At 32.8% G+C, this 17,680-nt stretch carries 12 protein-coding genes; 1 reads left to right on the top strand and 11 read right to left on the bottom strand.

Translation table 11 applies throughout. The features are described from left to right. Nucleotides 1-10: 10 nt before the first annotated feature. On the bottom strand, nucleotides 11-871 hold the full coding sequence (locus GGR32_RS03620) for an MBL fold metallo-hydrolase (protein ID WP_183476558.1): 861 nt from the start codon (nucleotides 869-871) through the stop codon (nucleotides 11-13). A 72-nt stretch (nucleotides 872-943) separates the two neighbouring features. Continuing rightward, on the bottom strand, nucleotides 944-2,728 hold the full coding sequence (locus GGR32_RS03625; RefSeq protein ID WP_183476560.1) for a monovalent cation:proton antiporter family protein: 1,785 nt from the start codon (nucleotides 2,726-2,728) through the stop codon (nucleotides 944-946). Between the two features lie 119 nt (nucleotides 2,729-2,847). Between GGR32_RS03625 and GGR32_RS03630 the strand changes: the two genes are divergently transcribed. Next, entirely contained in the window at nucleotides 2,848-4,689 is a 1,842-nt protein-coding gene (locus GGR32_RS03630) for a cation:proton antiporter (RefSeq protein WP_183476562.1), read from the top strand. A 6-nt stretch (nucleotides 4,690-4,695) separates the two neighbouring features. Here GGR32_RS03630 and GGR32_RS03635 read toward each other — a convergent pair whose 3' ends face one another. The 9 genes from GGR32_RS03635 to lepA all read right to left on the bottom strand — a co-directional run bounded on the left by GGR32_RS03635 (nucleotide 4,696) and on the right by lepA (nucleotide 17,600). After that, nucleotides 4,696-6,198, bottom strand: a complete 1,503-nt coding sequence (locus GGR32_RS03635; protein WP_183476565.1) for a helix-turn-helix domain-containing protein — start codon at nucleotides 6,196-6,198, stop codon at nucleotides 4,696-4,698. Nucleotides 6,199-6,333: 135 nt separating this feature from the next. Continuing rightward, on the bottom strand, nucleotides 6,334-7,359 hold the full coding sequence (galE, locus tag GGR32_RS03640; RefSeq protein ID WP_183476567.1) for a UDP-glucose 4-epimerase GalE: 1,026 nt from the start codon (nucleotides 7,357-7,359) through the stop codon (nucleotides 6,334-6,336). Nucleotides 7,360-7,369: 10 nt separating this feature from the next. Continuing rightward, nucleotides 7,370-7,903: a DUF1573 domain-containing protein gene (locus GGR32_RS03645; protein ID WP_183476569.1), complete on the bottom strand. Its 534-nt coding sequence runs from the start codon at nucleotides 7,901-7,903 to the stop codon at nucleotides 7,370-7,372. Between the two features lie 6 nt (nucleotides 7,904-7,909). After that, complete coding sequence (locus GGR32_RS03650; protein ID WP_183476571.1) at nucleotides 7,910-10,045, bottom strand: DUF4838 domain-containing protein; 2,136 nt, start codon at nucleotides 10,043-10,045, stop codon at nucleotides 7,910-7,912. Then, complete coding sequence (locus tag GGR32_RS03655) at nucleotides 10,032-12,821, bottom strand: tetratricopeptide repeat protein (protein ID WP_183476573.1); 2,790 nt, start codon at nucleotides 12,819-12,821, stop codon at nucleotides 10,032-10,034. Before GGR32_RS03655 ends, GGR32_RS03650 begins: the two co-directional genes overlap by 14 nt. 34 nt (nucleotides 12,822-12,855) lie before the next feature. Beyond that, nucleotides 12,856-14,310 carry a glycosyltransferase family 2 protein gene (locus GGR32_RS03660; protein ID WP_183476575.1) on the bottom strand — a complete coding sequence of 485 codons (1,455 nt, stop codon included), beginning with the start codon at nucleotides 14,308-14,310 and terminating at the stop codon, nucleotides 12,856-12,858. A 26-nt stretch (nucleotides 14,311-14,336) separates the two neighbouring features. Next, the gene (locus tag GGR32_RS03665) at nucleotides 14,337-15,137 is read right to left on the bottom strand and encodes a HEAT repeat domain-containing protein (RefSeq protein ID WP_183476577.1); all 801 of its coding nucleotides are present in this window, start codon (nucleotides 15,135-15,137) and stop codon (nucleotides 14,337-14,339) included. Then, nucleotides 15,118-15,321: a hypothetical protein gene (locus GGR32_RS03670; RefSeq protein ID WP_183476578.1), complete on the bottom strand. Its 204-nt coding sequence runs from the start codon at nucleotides 15,319-15,321 to the stop codon at nucleotides 15,118-15,120. The genes GGR32_RS03665 and GGR32_RS03670 overlap by 20 nt, the downstream gene beginning before the upstream one ends. Nucleotides 15,322-15,803: 482 nt before the next feature. Beyond that, a complete protein-coding gene (lepA, locus tag GGR32_RS03675) occupies nucleotides 15,804-17,600 on the bottom strand; it encodes a translation elongation factor 4 (RefSeq protein ID WP_183476580.1) in 1,797 nt (598 codons plus the stop codon). Nucleotides 17,601-17,680: the final 80 nt, after the last annotated feature.

Here is a 17,680-nt window from a genome sequence, read left to right on the forward strand (position 1 = left end):
TTGGGTTTATTTAAGAATTAAAAATTTCGTCGAATGTATAAGTTTTGTCTAATCGCACACCTTTTTCGGTATGTTTTACGGTTATTATTTGGTTGTGCGCATCGTGCTCTAGGAAAAGGTAATAACCTTTGGTTGCTGCGGTTTCTAAGAATTTCTTTTTTTCTTGCAGCGTTAGCAAGGGTCTGGTGTCGTATCCCATTACATAGGGTAAAGGCACATGCCCTGCGGTAGGTAATAAATCTGCCATAAAAACTAAGGTTTTTCCTTTATATTCTATATGCGGAATCATTTGCTTATCGGTATGCCCGTCTACATATAGGGTGCTAAAGTTTAGTCTTTCATGGTATTGAAATGTTACACTTTTATCTAAAAAATTTAATTGTCCGCTTTCTTGCATTGGTAGAAGGTTCTCTTTTAGGAAAGAAGCTTTTTCGCGCGCGTTTGGGTTGGTAGCCCATTGCCAATGTTCTTTATTGGTCCAAAATTTTGCATTTTTAAATGCAGGTTCATAGCCTGTACGGTTTTTGTTCCATTGGATACTTCCTCCGCAATGGTCAAAGTGTAAATGGGTCATAAAAATATCGGTGATATCGTCCCGATGAAAGCCTTTTTCTTTTAGCGATTTATCTAGCGAGAAGTCTCCCCAGCGGTGATAATGACTGAAAAATTTTTCGTTTTGTTTATCGCCTAATCCGTTATCGATAAGGATAAGTTTGTCACCGTTTTCTATTAAAAGGCAACGTGCTGCAATATCGATAAGGTTATTGGCATCTGCAGGATTGGTTCTGTTCCAAAGTGCTTTGGGTACAACGCCAAACATTGCACCACCATCGAGTTTAAAATTTCCGGCTTCTATGGGGTATAGGGTCATAGCTATGATTTTAAAACATGCAATTTAGTAAAAGCTTGTTCAATTATTTAATTTTTTATTCTTAGAGTTTTGTTAAGTTAGGTAAATAACTTTTTCTTCTGGCATTATAGATTCTTTGTTATGGAAAAGGCGTTTTTTGCCTTCTTTGTTTACAATAAATAAAGGAAGAACATTTTTATTGCTTTTTTGGTGGCTTTCTACCCAATTTTCTGCTGTTATTTTTTGTGTTGCATCGAGGGTTTCTTCTTTAAAATTTTTGTTATCTATTTTATTTACCCAGGGTTGTAGTTTTGTTTTATTGGCAAACATGGTAAAGGTGTCTACTTTGTCTAGCATTTTAGCATTTACGCTATTCTTCTTAGGGGAAAATAAAATTATTTTCTGTGGGATATAGAAAGTATCGTTAGCTAATTGGGCGGCAAGAAGGTTTATTTCGCTATTTCCTGTAAGGGCTATAAAGGTTTGTTTTTCTGTAGCGTTGGCATCTTCTAGGGTTTCTTCTTCTAGAATATTTCCGTGTATGGTTTTTAAACCTTTTTGTTGGGCTTGGGTGAGCATTTCTTTATTGGCATCGAGGATGGTTACTTCGTTTTCTTGGTTTAAAATTTCGGCAATGTATAAGCCTAATGGGTTTGCACCTAGAATTAGGTAGCCTTTTCTGGTGTCTTGTTCTACAAGTTCCCCTCTTTTGCGTAACCAGTTGGTTGTCCAGGTAAGAAATACAGGAACGGTAAGGGTTGTAAAGATGGCCATGAACACCAATATGGAGAAAATTTCGTTAGAAATAATGCCCATTTTAAGTCCTATTCCTGCAATAATTATTTCTACTGCTCCTCGGCCATTCATGCCTGTTCCTACGGTTATTCCTTCTCGCCAACCATGTCCGCTTGGTAGGTAAAATAAGGCTGTACCTACAATTTTACCAACAATAGCTACTATAATTACGCTTATAAATAAAGAGAGGTCTGTTTTAAAAACATCTAGTGTTACATGAAATCCGGAAGAAACAAAAAATATGGGAGCTAAAAAGCCTATAGAGACATCGTGAAAGATATTGTTTACTTCTTTAGATACTTGTCTATCAAATATTCCGTCTCTAATAAAAAGTCCTGCCATAAAAGCGCCTAAAATACTGTGTAATCCTGCTATTTCTGCTAATTCAGAAAAACCAAATGTAAGGATAAGGATAAGGGTAAAGTGTAAGGTGCGGTTTTTAATATTTGCTTTACGTAGGTATTTGCCTAGTAAAGGTAATAGATAAATACCTATTAAGGTGGTAACAATAAAAAATAGGATAGCTTTACTGGCAACCCATAGGAGACCAAGGGTATCTATATCTCCTACGTCTATATAGGTTATAATTCCAGCAAAAATAATTAATGCAAGGGTATCTGAAATTAATGCGCCTGCCATGAGCACGTAAGCAATTCTGGTATTGAGTAATTTTAGGTCTACTAGAATTCTGCTTTTTGTTGCGAGCGAGGTAACCGCAACAGCTATTGCTACAAATATAGCCGACATCTGTGTTCCTCCAAAATGGAGTATGGTATAATACCCGAGTATAAAAGGGACTATAAAGCCTCCTATAGCGGCAAGCAGGCCAGGCCAAGAAGCTTTACCGAGGTCTTTAAAATTTATTTCCATGCCTATATGAACCATGAGGAGGATGATACCTACTTCCGATAAAATATCAATCATTCCTGAAGGGGCTAACCAGCCTAAGAGTGCGGGTCCTAGAATAATACCTATAATTAATTCTCCTAAAATTGCGGGGTAACCAAGGCGTTTGGATATGAGTCCGCCTATCCAAGCACTTGCTAAAACAGCAAGGAGTGTTAAGAGGCTAAATTCATCCATAAATGAGTGTTTATAAGGGGTTAAGCCTCTAAAATATCAATATTTTTCAGATATAGGTGATTAATTAAGAATAAAAAATTTAATTTTAACTTTTTAAATAGCTTAAAAAAACACATTACATGATAGAATTAGCTGGGATTGTTATATTAGGAATATTTGCACAATGGTTGGCATGGAAAACCAAAACGCCTGCTATCCTCCCACTTATTATAATTGGTTTGCTAGTAGGACCTATTTCTACTTTATTTTCTGTAGATGGAACCAAATGGATAGAGCCAATATGGAATGGAGAAAAAGGCTTATTTCCGGGAGAGAGTTTATTTTATTTTGTCTCTTTAGCCATTGCGGTAATTTTGTTTGAAGGAGGTTTAACCCTTAAAAAAAGCGAGGTAAGTAATGTTGGGCGAGTAATTTTTAACTTAATAAGCATAGGCTCTATCATTACCTTTGCAGGAGCAGGTTTGGCTGCCCATTTTATTTTTGAGCTTTCTTGGCAAATCTCCTTTTTATTTTCTGCGTTGATTATTGTAACAGGGCCAACGGTAATTGCGCCTATTCTGCGGAATATACCTTTAAAAACAAATGTTTCTTCTGTATTGAAATGGGAAGGAATCTTGATAGATCCCATTGGGGCACTTGTATCTGTATTGATGTTTGAATTTATAAGGGTTGAAGGAGGCCAGGATTTTACACTTACCGCTTTAATCGAGTTTGGTAAAATTTTACTTTTTGGGCTAACCTTTGGTTTTACCTTTGCTCATATATTAGCTTTGCTTATCAAACGTCAAATCATACCACATTATTTGCTAAATGTATTTATTCTGGCAACGGTTTTAGGCGTGTTTGTTGTAGCAGATATTTTTGCTCACGAAAGCGGTTTGTTGGCCGTGGTAATTATGGGTATGGTAATGGGTAATAAAGAACTTCCAAATATTAATGAGTTGTTATATTTTAAAGAATCACTAAGTATTTTATTGGTTTCTATCTTGTTTATATTGCTCGCGGCCAATATTAATATTAGCGATTTGTTATTGGTTTTACGTTGGGAGTCGCTTATTTTATTTGCCATTGTTGTATTGCTAATACGCCCTTTAGCGGTGTATATTAGTGCCATAAATTCTGATTTAAAATTTAACGAAAAAGCTTTTATTTCTTGGGTAGGCCCTAGAGGTATTGTTGCTGCAGGTATTGCTTCTCTTTTTGGGTTAACATTAAACAAGCAAGGAGTTCCAGGAGCAGAATATATTACTCCTTTAGTGTTTATGATTGTATTGGGTACCGTTTTACTTAATGCAACTACTGCTAGGTTATTTGCCAAACTTGTAGGTGTTTTTATTAAAGATTCTAAAGGAATATTGATTATTGGAGCCTCGTCTATTTCAAGACTTATAGGAAAATACCTTAATGATAATAATCGCCATGTAGTTTTATTAGACAGTAACTCTGATAATGTAAGAAAGGCACAAGAAATGGGGATAAACGCCATAGAAGGAAGTGTTTATGCAGAAGATATTTTTAACAATATAGAATTAAATGATGTTGGCTACCTTATGGCAATGACAGGTAATAGCAACATAAATAAAACGGCTATAAGTAAGTTTAGAAAACAGTGTGGGGAAAAAGGCTCTTATCGTTTAATTACCTCCGATGAAATGGTTGATCCTGAAAATAATCCTTCAGAAGGCTTGTTCTCTCCTACAGATGATTATATAAACCTTATGGAAATTGCAAGGAAGTATCCGCAAATACAAGAGCTAAAGTTAAACTCCTTAGAACACCTAAGAGGTTTATTGGAGCTTATAAAAATCAACCCAGAAAGTATTCCGTTGTTTGTAAAAAACCCACAAGGAGAATTAAATATTATCCCAGCACATAACAGAGACCAGTATTTAACAACAATAGAGGAAGGTAGTTACCTTGTTTATGTAGGAAAAACATTGGAGTATGAAGGGGAGAAATAGCTTTAGTTAAATAGATTTCTTTTTTAAAGAACTGATAAAAGCCGAGGGAGATAAGCCGGTACTTTTTTTAAATGCAACAGTAAACCTACTATGAGAAGAAAAACCGCTTAAATCGGCCAAATAACTTATTTTATACTTAGAGTATTTAGGTTTTGTTTTTAAACAGCTAACAATATAGTCTATTCGTAAATCATTAATATAGCTTGAAAAATCTTTTTGTTTATACTTATTTATAACATGAGAAAGATACCTGTTGTTTATTTCTAAATATGACGCCACTGTAGCAAGAGAGGTGTTTTTTTCTAAGTAAAAATTAGATTTTTCATATTCTTCAAGCTTTTTTAATATTAAATCTTCTGTTTCTTTCGGCATGTACTCTTTATTATTATTTGTCTCACTTTTTTGAGGGAGCGCAAGTTTGGTTTGGTTATAAGGTTTTAGGTGTTTTTTAGAATTCTTTTTTCTTTCGTAGTAGAACAGAAGCAAAAGAAGCGAAATACAAACAATAGATATTGATAGTGTATAAAATATGTTTTTTGAATAACTGTTTTTAAGGTTATTCTCTTTTGTGTTTAGGTTTTCCAAGAGTTTATTGGCTAATATTTGCTGAGTTTCATGCTCTTTTTTTATTAAATCTATTTTTAGGTTATTGTAAACAATGTATTTAGTATTATTATTTGTTGTTTTGTAGTAATATTGTAGTGCTTTATAGACTTCTGTTTTTAAGTTATAAAAATCTGATTTTTTAGCTATTTTTAATGCTTTTAGGTAATTTACATGAGCATTAACAGTATCGTTTTTTTGCATATATGCATTTCCTAAATCATTATAAATAAATCCTTTTAAAGGGCTATTGATATAAGCTGAACTATTAAGGTTATTGTTTGCTTGTATAAGATAGTAAAATGCAGAGTCTGTTTTTTGTAAAGAAAGGTAGCTTTTTCCTATCAATTCTTTATTTACGGCTAAAAGAAATTTTTGTTCTTTACTTTTTTCTAGTTTAGAGATAAATTCCCCACCTTTTATTAAATTTTGGATAGCTTTTGTATATTGTTTATCAGCAATATTATAATAAGCCATCTCTTGCTGCAGGTTATTTAAAAACTTATAACGTTCGTTTTTGTTTTCTATTTCTTTACTGGCATTTATAGCTTTTTTTAAAGCTTTTTTTCCTGCCCATGTAATACCTGTTTCTCTATATAGGGTTGATAATAAGCCATTAAGCCTTGCTATATAACTGTAATTTTTATTGTTACTGGCTATATTATTTGCTTTTTTTATAACTTCAATGGCTTCATTTTTTAAACCGTATTGTCTTAAAATAGAAGCTTTTAACATAAGTGCGTTAAGCTTTTCAGCATTATTTTGAGACGTATTGTAAAGTTTTTCTGCTGTAGCTAAAGCTTTTAGAGGGGTATCTCTTAATGCTTCTATAGAGATACTATCTATATTTTTAGGAAAACATAAAGTGCTTTTAAAAATAAAAATATAAATAATCCATTTTGTCATAATGACATAGAAATTAGAGACTTATTGAGATTTAAAGTTGTATTAATTTAGATACAAAATTAAGATTAAAGTCACATGTTTCTTAAAAATGGATTAAATTTAGTGCTAAAGGAAAGAATTTGTGTTAATTAATATTTAGAGTTTTTCTTTTTCTTTAAGTGTTTTTTGCCAATTCCATACACTTATCAAGGCCTCTTCTATAGTGGTTTTTGTTTGCCAATTAAGTTCGTTTTTTGCTTTGTTAGCATTAGCGTAGGCAATAGTAATATCTCCAGGGCGTTTACCTTCTATTTTGTAAGGTATTTTTAGGAGGTTTACTTTTTCAAAAGTTTTTACAATTTCTAGAACAGAATGACCTTTTCCTGTGCCTAAATTATAAATGTCTAACCCTTGTTTTTGTGTGTTGTTTAGCAAATTATTTAAAGAAGATACGTGAGCCTCAGCAAGATCTTTTACATAAATATAATCGCGTATGGCGGTACCGTCTGGGGTAGGATAATTTTTACCAAAAATACTTAAGTAGTCTCTAATCCCACTAGCTACTTGAGCAACATAAGGGATTAGATTATCTGGAGCGCCGTTGGGTAACTCGCCTATTAATCCAGAAGGATGTGATCCAATAGGGTTAAAATACCTTAATATGGTGGCTTTTTTTGTGTATGCTTTTACAAAATCTTCTATAATTTCCTCTCCCATTTGTTTTGTTTTTCCATAGGTAGATTCTGGTTTTTTTAAAGGAGTATTTTCATCTATAGGCATTTTATCTGCTTGCCCATAGACAGTACAAGAGGAACTAAAAATAAAATTTGTTAGGGTGTTACGTTCCATTTCTTGTAGTAAGTTTATTAGTCCGTATAAATTATTTTTATAATAATGTAAAGGTTCTTTTTGGCTTTTTCCTACCGATTTATAAGCTGCAAAGTGGATTACGCCATCAAAACAATGTTGGTTAAATACTTTAGAAACTAAAGCTTCATTTTTTAAATCATAAGGATAAAATGTAGGAAGCATACCTGTAATTTTATGGATGCTATCTAGCACAGAGATATTAGTGTTTGAAAGATCATCGATAATTATAACTTTATAATTGCTTTGTATAAGTTCTACTACAGTGTGTGATCCTATATAGCCTAAACCTCCTGTTACGAGTATTGTTTTCATGCTGTTTTTTTTAATTGCTTAAATGATGTTCTGTGAAGTTTTCATCCAGGTAATAGCCTTTATTATTTTCATTACCATCTACCATATCTTCTATATTGCCAGCTTTATTTTTCTCTTCTTGATATAGTTCTTCATAGTCTTTAGTATAATGAGCGTCTGGTACTACACGTACATCAAAAGTTAGTTCTATTTTATTGGTGTCTGCAAAGTTTCCATATAGGGTTATGTAATGTTTTACGTAACCAATGTTTTTGTTACTGTTATAAGTAAGAAAGAGCCTTGCTTCTTCTCCAGCAGGGATAGCGTTTATAGATGATTTAGGAATAAGACACCCGCAAGAAGTAATGATGTCTTTGAGTATAAAAGTGTTTTCTCCGATATTTTTTATTGGGAAAACAACTTCTAATTCTTGCCCTTGAAGAATAGGATAATAATGCCTATTGTTATCTTCTATTTCTAAGGTTGTTTTTTCGTTTTTTATGTTACAACTTAAGGCTGTAATTAATATAAAAAAGCTTAGTATGGGTGTAATTATTCTTTTCATGTTGGTTTAAAAGATTTGTATTTCGTCACAAGCAATGCTGCTTTTTCCAAGTTCTTTTTGAATAAATTTTAGCTTAACATTTTCTGTCCCTGAAAAGTTTAGGTTAATGGTATATATGGCCACACCATTTTCTATAATAAGGTTTTCTTTTAGTTTACTTTCTTTTAGCACATCATCAATATAGAGTTCTATCTTTTTAGGAGGATAGAATTTATGTTTCTCATGCATAAGGAAGCGTAGTTTAATTGTTTTTGCTTGCTGTAGTGTAAGGGTGGTAAATTTTAAAACCATGTTACCTATACTATTAATGTACCAACCTTGGTGATAATCTGAAGCAAAACCAAGAATTCCGTTATTTAACAACCTTGTCGTTTTAAAACTTTCGTCTGCTTCTGAAAGTAGTTCTATCTTGGTATTTATTAAGAAATTCTTGTAAGGGGTGTTTAGTAGATTTGTTTCCCATGCTTCGCAATATACGGGGAGAGCGCCATCTGCTTCTTTGTAGTTTTTTAGTTCAGGATAGTTTTTATACGCTTTTAGCGATGCTAGCCATTGTTTAGTTCTAGGTTTTATGGTTGTTTGGGTGTTATTTTTTATAAGAAAACCTAATGGTTTATCTTCCAATGCATACCCTATTTGTAAGCGCGTATAAGATAGGGCTGTAAACAGTTTTTTAAGTTTTTCTTTTTCATTTCCTGTTGTTTTAGGAATTATTTTTTCTAAATCTTTATAAAACTGAGTAAAAGCTGTTGCATCGAGATAGGTATTTAGGATTTCTCTTATGCCACCATATAAGGGATATTTTTTTCTTTTGGCTTTAAAATTTTTTTCGAGCGAGAGGTAATAATTGGTTAATAGTGCGTGATTTTCGGGATATTCTTTTTGGAAGAAAGCCTTAATCAAATTATCAATATTAACCTCTGTGTTAAGCATTAATGCTGCGGAAATAAAGGTTTTAAGGTCATCGAAAGAAGCGTAATCATAGCCATTTGCATTAAGGAAAACACCCTTTATAGCAAACTTTTTAAAAAAGCGGAGTTGCTCTTGAAGTGCATATAAAACCGGAATAGGCGTAAGGTAATCATCAAAGTTTGCCGCATAATCCCACAGATAAATATTCTCTGTTTTTTCTTTCCAGGCATTTACTTGTTTTATAAAGTTTCTGCTAGGTGTTTGTTGCTCGTTTAATGCAATACCTTTAGGAAGCTCTATGGTGCTTATCATAACCCCAATATTTTTAGTAAGTTTTTCTTTTGGTGGTGTTTTTGTGGTTAAGTATGCAGAGGTGAAAAAATGATGATTAGGGAATCTTTCTGCTAATTTTTTTATAAAATAGGTTACAGCAGGAGTAGCATTAGAGGTTGTATTTCCTAAGCTTAGGCAGTGCTTACAAGTACAAACTAGTTTATTGTCATTAGGCATAATCATAAACCTATAGGTAACCTTTTTTCCGTTACCGTAATTATTTACGATATAATTTAATGTTTGTTGGTATAAACTAACAGAAGAGAAACAAAACTGCTGAGGCAGTCTCTTGTGGTTAACTTCAGCATAGAGGGTTGGCGGTTTTTTGGTTATTATTTTATGTAAATTATGACCCCATAAGCCCCAATCTGTTTCAACATTATTGGTGTTTAAAATAGCGGCGTTGTTTTTTTGCAGATTGTAATAAAAATGAGGTTCACGGTACGAGAAATCAAAATTTATACAATCCGTTTTGAAGTCTATTATAGCGGGTAAAAGATTATGGGAAGAAAACCGATGATCTGTTTTAGATAAAACAGCCAGAAGCTGATTAATTATCCACTTACTTGTTTTTTCATTTTTTACTTTTAAACTTATTTTAGTGGAGGTTTTTTCAATACAATAATCGTAAGCTAGATTAGGGTCTAACACCAAGTAAATTCCGTTATTTTTTTTAGCATCCTTATAAGAAGCGTTTTCTACAGAGGTACTATAGATTATGTTTTTTTCAAGACTTTGTTGCTCAAATTGATTATAGGTATAGTTAGCCCATTCTTTACTTTTAGAATCGTTGGCTGAGGTTATAAGGTAAACATCCGATTTAAGGCTGTATGTGCTTTGAGAAAAACAGAATATAGGGAATAATAAAAAAATAAAAAAGTAATTAAAACGCCACATTGATACCAAAGTATAGATTATATAAATTTTTATACTGTACCTCTTCAGGGTCATTAACTTTATAGTTGTACCAAGTACCTAAAAAGTTTCCGTATACATTTTTATAGATATTCCACCCAAAACCAGCTCCTACCATTGTATTTAGAACAGAAAACCCGTCGTAGAGTTGATAATTTACAAGTTCAACATCGGGAGAAGAACCTATGCTACCTACTGCTGTAATGTAATTTTTTGGGGATGAAAAATAATACCGCGTGTTTAAGGATAAATTATACAGCAGTTTTTTATCTAAAAGAAAAGTATTTATTCGTGTATTGATACGGAAATGGTCTAGCTCTTTAGTAGCTCCTGCCACAACATTAAACATATTGTTGTTGGTATTGGTAATTTGAGGTTCTGATAATTTACGATAACCTGCACCAAATTCAAACTGTATTCCATTAAGAATATTAAAATACCTATACACAGAAGCGTTTAGAGTGATTTCGGGAAAAAATTGGTTTGCCCAAGCAGCATTTATCATGGTTGATGTTCTCTCATTCCAATCTCGTAACCATTCTCCTTGTATTTGGATCCCTTTTCCTGATGGTCTCCCTGCATAGTTTATGCGGCCTATATAAGTGTTTTTTTCTTCAAAACGGGCATATTCTATTGTGGAAATAGTATTGATAGCATAATGGTCTCCATGGCGACTGCGTATATGAGAAATTCCTATGCTGTTTTTATAACCTCTAGATTTTAAGTAGTTTAATTTCTCTTTAAACTCACTAGCTTCCATATTGGAAGGTTCGTAGAACGATTGATAGTAATATGCAGAATCGTATTGCTTTAGTTTTTCAAAAGCTAAACCTTTTATGTATTTTAAATTGTTATTATTAGGGATATAATTTAATGCGGTGTCTATTTTAGTTATGGCTACATTGTTTAGTTTTTCTTTTAGTAAAGAATAACTATAATCTTCTGTTATTTGAGAAAAAGTGTTTAATACCAGCTTATGATAAGGGTTTATTTTTAGCTCTTTATGGAGGCTATGATATATTTGTGCATATTCTTCTAAGTTTGCTTTTTGTCCTTTAATTTCGGCTAATTTTATTTTAAAAAACACATCGTCTGGGTAGTAATTACTTCCTTTTTGAGCGTAATTAAACATTTCTTTAGTGTTGCCTGTTTGGTGCGATAGATTTACGGCATAGCGGAGGGCATTTTGGTTTGTAGGGTCTATAGTTAACCAATGTTTAGTGAATTTTAAGGCTTCTGTATGCCTGAAGTTTTTATTAAGCTCACTAATAATTTTTGTAGCCATATCGGCATATCCGTTTTTATATTTTAGTTTTTGCTCTCCGTCGGTGAGGTTTAGAGCTTGCTCGTATGAGTTTAGGGCTTTATGATAGTTTTTTTGGAGATAATATATTTCTGCTCTTTTAAGGAATAAATCTTTATTATTGGCATCTAAAAAAATTAGTTCATTTAAGGCATTTAAAGCGTTATTATAATCTCCTTGAGCTAAATAAGCATTGTAAATGGCGTTTTGAGCTATTTGGTTTAACTCGTTATCTCCGTACAATCCAACTTGTTGCCAATCGGCGATGGCTTCATAATATTGAGCCGATTCCATCTTATTTTTGGCAGAAATCAACATTATTTTTACATAATCATCTTTAATATCACTATCATTAGGATATCTATAAAAAAGCTCTTTGGTAAACGATGCTGCTTTAGCATCATTTCCCATGCTTTTATAAATGCTCAACTCTTTTACCGACAATTTTTTTGAACCTCCTGCTGCTTGGCGATGTTTGTTTAATAAAAATAAAGCTTCTTCATACTGGTGTTTTGCCATGGCATCATTAAACACATAGGTAAAAGCTTCTGTATTACTGGGATTAGCAAAAAAAACTTTTCCATAAAGGGTAACGGGGTCTTTATCTTTAGCATTTCTTGCGGCTTCTTTTAGGTAATAATTATATTGTTTTCTACGTTTCTTTTTCTGAAGAAATTCTAATAGTTCATCATACCGATTTTGCTCCGCTAAAATGCCTGCTTTTTTATTGATTAATGCATCATTTTGAGGAAATTGGTTAAGTCCTCGCTCTACAAATGCAAGTGCAGCATAATTATCTCCTGCTTTAAGGTTATCGTTAACAACATTTAGGTAGTAGTCTTCTCTTTGAGGGTTTTCTTTTACTAATTTTTTACTTAGCTCAAGGGCATTATCTATTTTTCCTTCTTCTCGTTGGGCATTTGCTGCTACTTCTATGCTGTATAAGTAATCTTTTTTAAGCGTACTATCTTTTGGATATATGTGGCGAATACGTTTTCTTAATCTATTTGCTTCGATATGGTTGTTTTGTAATTCATAAAGTTCTATTTTCTTTCTCCATAAGCCTTTCCAGTACGGGTTAACTTCTAGTAGTTCGTTTACATAGCAAATAGCACTAGAATAACGTTCGGACTCCATTTCTACGTTCACTAAAATTTGTTTTGCGTCTACGTTGTTTGGGTTAAGCTCTAATGCTTTGTTTAAGTCATACCTAGCCCTGTCGTATTGTTTGAAATGGTGATAATATTTACCAGATAGCATTTTAAGGTCTGAATCTATCGGAAATTTTAACAAGCCTTTATCGACTATATTTTTACCTGCTTCCCAATTGTTGTTTTTAAACAGGTTTATAGCTTCTGTTATATAGTCCTGGCTATTATTTAGTTGTATAGTTACTTGCGCATAGCTAATGCTATGAGTATACAATACGATTAATAATAGAAATATATTTTTCATTATAATTATTTCTTTTCTCTGATAATATGATTAGTTAAAGACTTTCTTGAGCTTTTAGCCTTGTATCATCGGGGTTTTTATTAGAGTAACCTTTACGCGTCATTTGACCCCATTTGAAATTTTTCCTGAATAAAAATTGTAGGTATCCTCGCAGACTAAAAATTACAATGAACGGATGGTAGATAAGAGCTTCTAATGCAGAAAATAGAATAAGCCATAAGTATTCAACGTATGTTTTATAAACTTTTTTTACAGACAGGTCGTAGGAAATAGTAATAATAGAAACCGTTACACCTATTAAGTAAGCAAAAAAGAGCATTAACCAAAAAGTAGCAAAGTTTATTTGATTAGTAAGAAGTAAGTAGCATAAAAAAATTACCCCACTAAACTCAATAATAGGAGCTAGAAACTCAAAAATAAAAGCATAGGGCATAACAATTAGTCCTGTACGCCCGTATTTTCGATTAAATAAAAGTCTGCGATGCACTACAAAAATTTGTAATAGTCCTCTTCCCCAACGTGTTCGTTGACGAGCTAAGATATTGATGTTTGGGGGGCCTTCGGTCCAACATAAAGAGTCTGGTATTTGTACAATACGATATTTTTGATTGTTATCTCGTTTATAAGTAATCATTCTTAGTGTCATGTCCATATCTTCGGCGTGAGATAGAGAATCAAAACCTCCTGTATTAATTACTGTTGAGGTATGAAAAAGACCAAAGCCTCCAGATACATTTGGAATACAATTTATATACGACCACCCCATTTTTGCTACCAAATAGGACCTAAGGTATTCTGTTTCTTGAAATAAAGGAATAAAAGGTCTAGGTGGCCTAACTCTTTTTATGATTCCGTTTTTTATGTCGCAACCATTTACCATTCGCATTGTGGCTCCTACAGCAATTACCGGTGTTTTAGAATCTAATACAGGAAGTATAATTTTAGTAAGTGTATCTTTGGCCAAAATGCAATCTACATCGGTATTTATAAAATAATTGTATTTAGCCATATTTACACCAGCATTCATTGCATCGGCTTTAGTTCCTCCATTTTCTTTATCTACAATTATCAGGTTGCTAAATTCTGATTTTGTAGATTTAAAAATACGCTTTACAGGCTGGCAATTAACTTTTTCTATATAAGGATAAGGAATCTCGGTTAGGTGGAAGTTTTCGATTAATAACTCGAGCGTTTTATCTTTACTTCCATCATTGATAATGATTACTTCAAAATTAGGATAATCTAGATTTAGTAGCGAGTTTACATTATCTATGATAATTACTTCTTCATTATAAGCAGGAGCAATAACAGAAATTCCAGGAGCAATTTCAGGATGTTCTTTTAGTTTCTCTTCCTCGATACTTGTATATTTAGCTTTTATTTTGGCAATATTTATATAGCTTAAAAAGGCAAGAATAATGTATATAAGCGTTATTGCAGCAGCATAAAAGTATATAAGGTATTGGTATATATACGTGATAGTATCCATAATAAAGCGAAGCTTTTTATTAAAATTTAAGAGGGGGTAGAATTTAGCTCTACGTATGCAATAGCTGTTTTTTCAAATTCAGAAGAGGCTTTATTTTTTAGCTCATTATAAATATTCCCTTGAGAATCTATTAGGCGTATGTTTTGTAGAATTTCAATAGTCATTTCTTTATCATGGCTTTGAAAACAAATAGTTTTTAAAAATGATAAAGCTTCATCGCCTCCTATGTTTCCTATTGCTTTAATAATGGTTTGCTGGATTTCTTGAGAAGCATAATTAAAGTCTTGTATAAAAGTATCAACAGCAGGCTTATGTTTTAACTTACCTAGCGTAGAGATTAATTCTTTTTTTACCAAGTTATTTTCTTCCTCTATATAAAGGTCTAATAGATTAGAGGCACAATCCTCTTGATTAAATAAGCCTATTTCTTTGATAAGAAATGCTTTATACTTAGGGTTTTTAGCTAGGTTTACCCAACGGATTAAAAGCGGTAAGGGCTTTTCTTTTTGCTTTTCTTTTAAAGCTGCATGAATTCTTATTTCATCTAGTGAGTTGAAATCTTTATCAAAATCATCTTCTAAAAACCTAAAAGAGTTATTATTAGAGAGCTCTAAATGAACACTTTTTGCAAGCTTTCGTATTTCTCCATTTTGGGTGTATATTCTTCGGGAGATAGTGCTATCAGAAATCTCTTCTTTAATGTCACTTAACATTCTTAAGGATGTTCCGTTGACTTTTGCATTGTTTTGCTCTAATTGTTTTTTCCAAAATTGAGACAATGATAAAGCCGTTAAAATTTTTTTATAATTATGTGTATTTAACTCCATGCTCATCTTCTATTATATCTAGTAGTATATGTGTGATATATTCTTTTTCCCATCTTCTTAGTTTATTATGATCAATACCTAAAATATTACGGGTTTGTGATACACTTAAATTATTTTTTTGATAAATAATATCTTTTATTTTATCTTCATATTTTAATCTAATTTTTTCTTTTCGCTTTACCATCTTTTTTTGTCGATAAGCGATGTAGAAAATCCTAATTAAAAAGAACAGATACATAAGTAACAAGGCTGTAACCAATATTACGGTTACGCGTATGATGAAAGGAAAACCATAGAATAAAGATTCTAAATAGTACCAGTAAAAATTAAACACATCCATAAGCTTTTAATTAAAAGGGAATTAACCCCACAAAGCTGCAAGAAATAATTTTAAAAAACAGGAGCTTTACTTTATAAATTCCGTAATATTATATGCTTAATTTTTATTAAATGGCGTAATGTGTAAAGCTTTTTTAATTGTTTAATTCTCTCTATTTTAGGTGATTATGTTATTTTTGGGGTTGTAGAGGTTAGAAGAGAATAGAAAAGGAAACAATCATATTTTATGAGAAGATACAATAAGGGTAATAGCGATATTTTGAAGAGAATTTAGGGCTTAAGTTAGGCTGGTATTTAATAAAAAAGCTCCCATTTGGGAGCTTTTTTCTAATCGTTTAATTTTAATACGGCCATAAATGCTTCTTGTGGAATTTCTACATTACCCACTTGGCGCATACGTTTTTTACCTTTTTTCTGTTTTTCTAGTAGTTTACGTTTACGAGATATATCGCCACCATAACATTTTGCGGTTACATCTTTACGTAAAGCTTTAACCGTTTCTCTAGAAATAATTTTAGCTCCAATGGCTGCTTGTATCGGAATATCAAATTGCTGACGAGGGATAAGCTCTTTTAATTTTTCACACATTTTCTTACCTACATCATAAGCATTATCTTGGTGTAATAAAGCAGAAAGCGCATCTACAGTATTTCCGTTTAATAAAACATCTACTTTTACCAACTTAGAGGCTTTCATCCCAATAGGCGAATAGTCGAACGAGGCATAACCTTTAGAAACCGTTTTTAGGCGATCATAGAAATCAAAAACAATTTCGGCTAGTGGCATATTAAAGGTGAGTTCTACACGTTCTGGAGTTAAGTAAGTTTGGTTTACAATTTCGCCTCTTTTCTCTATACATAAGGACATTACCGGACCAACAAAGTCAGACTTGGTAATAATGGTAGCTTTAATATAAGGTTCTTCTACTCTTTCTAGTTTAGAAGGCTCTGGTAAATCTGAAGGGTTGTTTACCAAAATTACTTCTTCGGGGTTTTTATGAGTAAAAGCGTGGTAAGATACGTTAGGAACGGTGGTAATAACCGTCATGTCAAATTCACGCTCTAATCTTTCTTGTATAATTTCTAGGTGTAACATTCCTAAGAAACCACATCTAAAACCAAAACCTAATGCAGCAGAGCTTTCTGGAGTAAATACCAACGAAGCATCGTTCAGTTGTAGTTTTTCCATCGATGAGCGTAACTCCTCGTAGTCTTCTGTATCTACAGGATAAATTCCTGCAAAAACCATAGGTTTTACATCTTCAAAACCTGCAATAGCTTCGGTGGTAGGTACTTTGGCATCGGTAATGGTATCTCCTACTTTTACTTCGCGGGCATCTTTTATTCCTGTTATTAAATAACCTACATCTCCGGTTTTTATTTCTTTCTTAGGGTGTTGTTTTAATTGTAAAGTACCTACTTCGTCTGCAAAATAGTTTTTCCCAGTAGCTACAAACTTTATTTGTTGCCCTTTGGTAATAGCACCATCAAGTACCCTAAAGTAAGTTTCTACTCCACGAAAAGGATTGTAAACAGAATCGAATATCAAGGCGCGTAACGGAGCGTCTTGTTTTCCTACTGGAGCAGGAATTTTGGTTACAATAGCGGTTAAGATTTCTTCTATACCTATTCCTGTTTTTGCACTTGCTGGGATTACTTCAGATGGGTCGCAACCTAATAAATCTACTATATCATCGGTAACTTCTTCTGGGTTTGCGCTTGGCAAATCTACTTTATTTAATACCGGGATAATCTCTAAGTCGTTTTCTAACGCAAGGTAAAGGTTAGAGATGGTTTGTGCTTGTATGCTTTGTGCAGCATCAACAACGAGTAACGCCCCTTCGCAGGCAGCAATAGAGCGAGAAACTTCGTAAGAAAAATCTACGTGCCCAGGGGTATCAATGAGGTTGAGTACATATTCTTCTCCTTCATGAAGATAACGCATTTGTATCGCATGACTTTTTATGGTAATGCCTCGTTCGCGTTCAAGATCCATACTGTCTAGCAGTTGGTTTTGTTTTTCTCTTTCGGTAACCGTCCCCGTAAAATCTAATAAACGATCTGCCAAGGTGCTTTTTCCGTGGTCAATATGGGCGATGATACAAAAGTTTCGGATATGCTTCATATACTTTCTATAATTCTTACGTAAACTGCAAATATATGTTTTTTAACGGCTAACTCTTTAATCTTTTTTTAATTGACTAA

It is taken from the genome of Mesonia hippocampi, assembly GCF_014197445.1.
GTDB lineage: Bacteria > Bacteroidota > Bacteroidia > Flavobacteriales > Flavobacteriaceae > Mesonia > Mesonia hippocampi.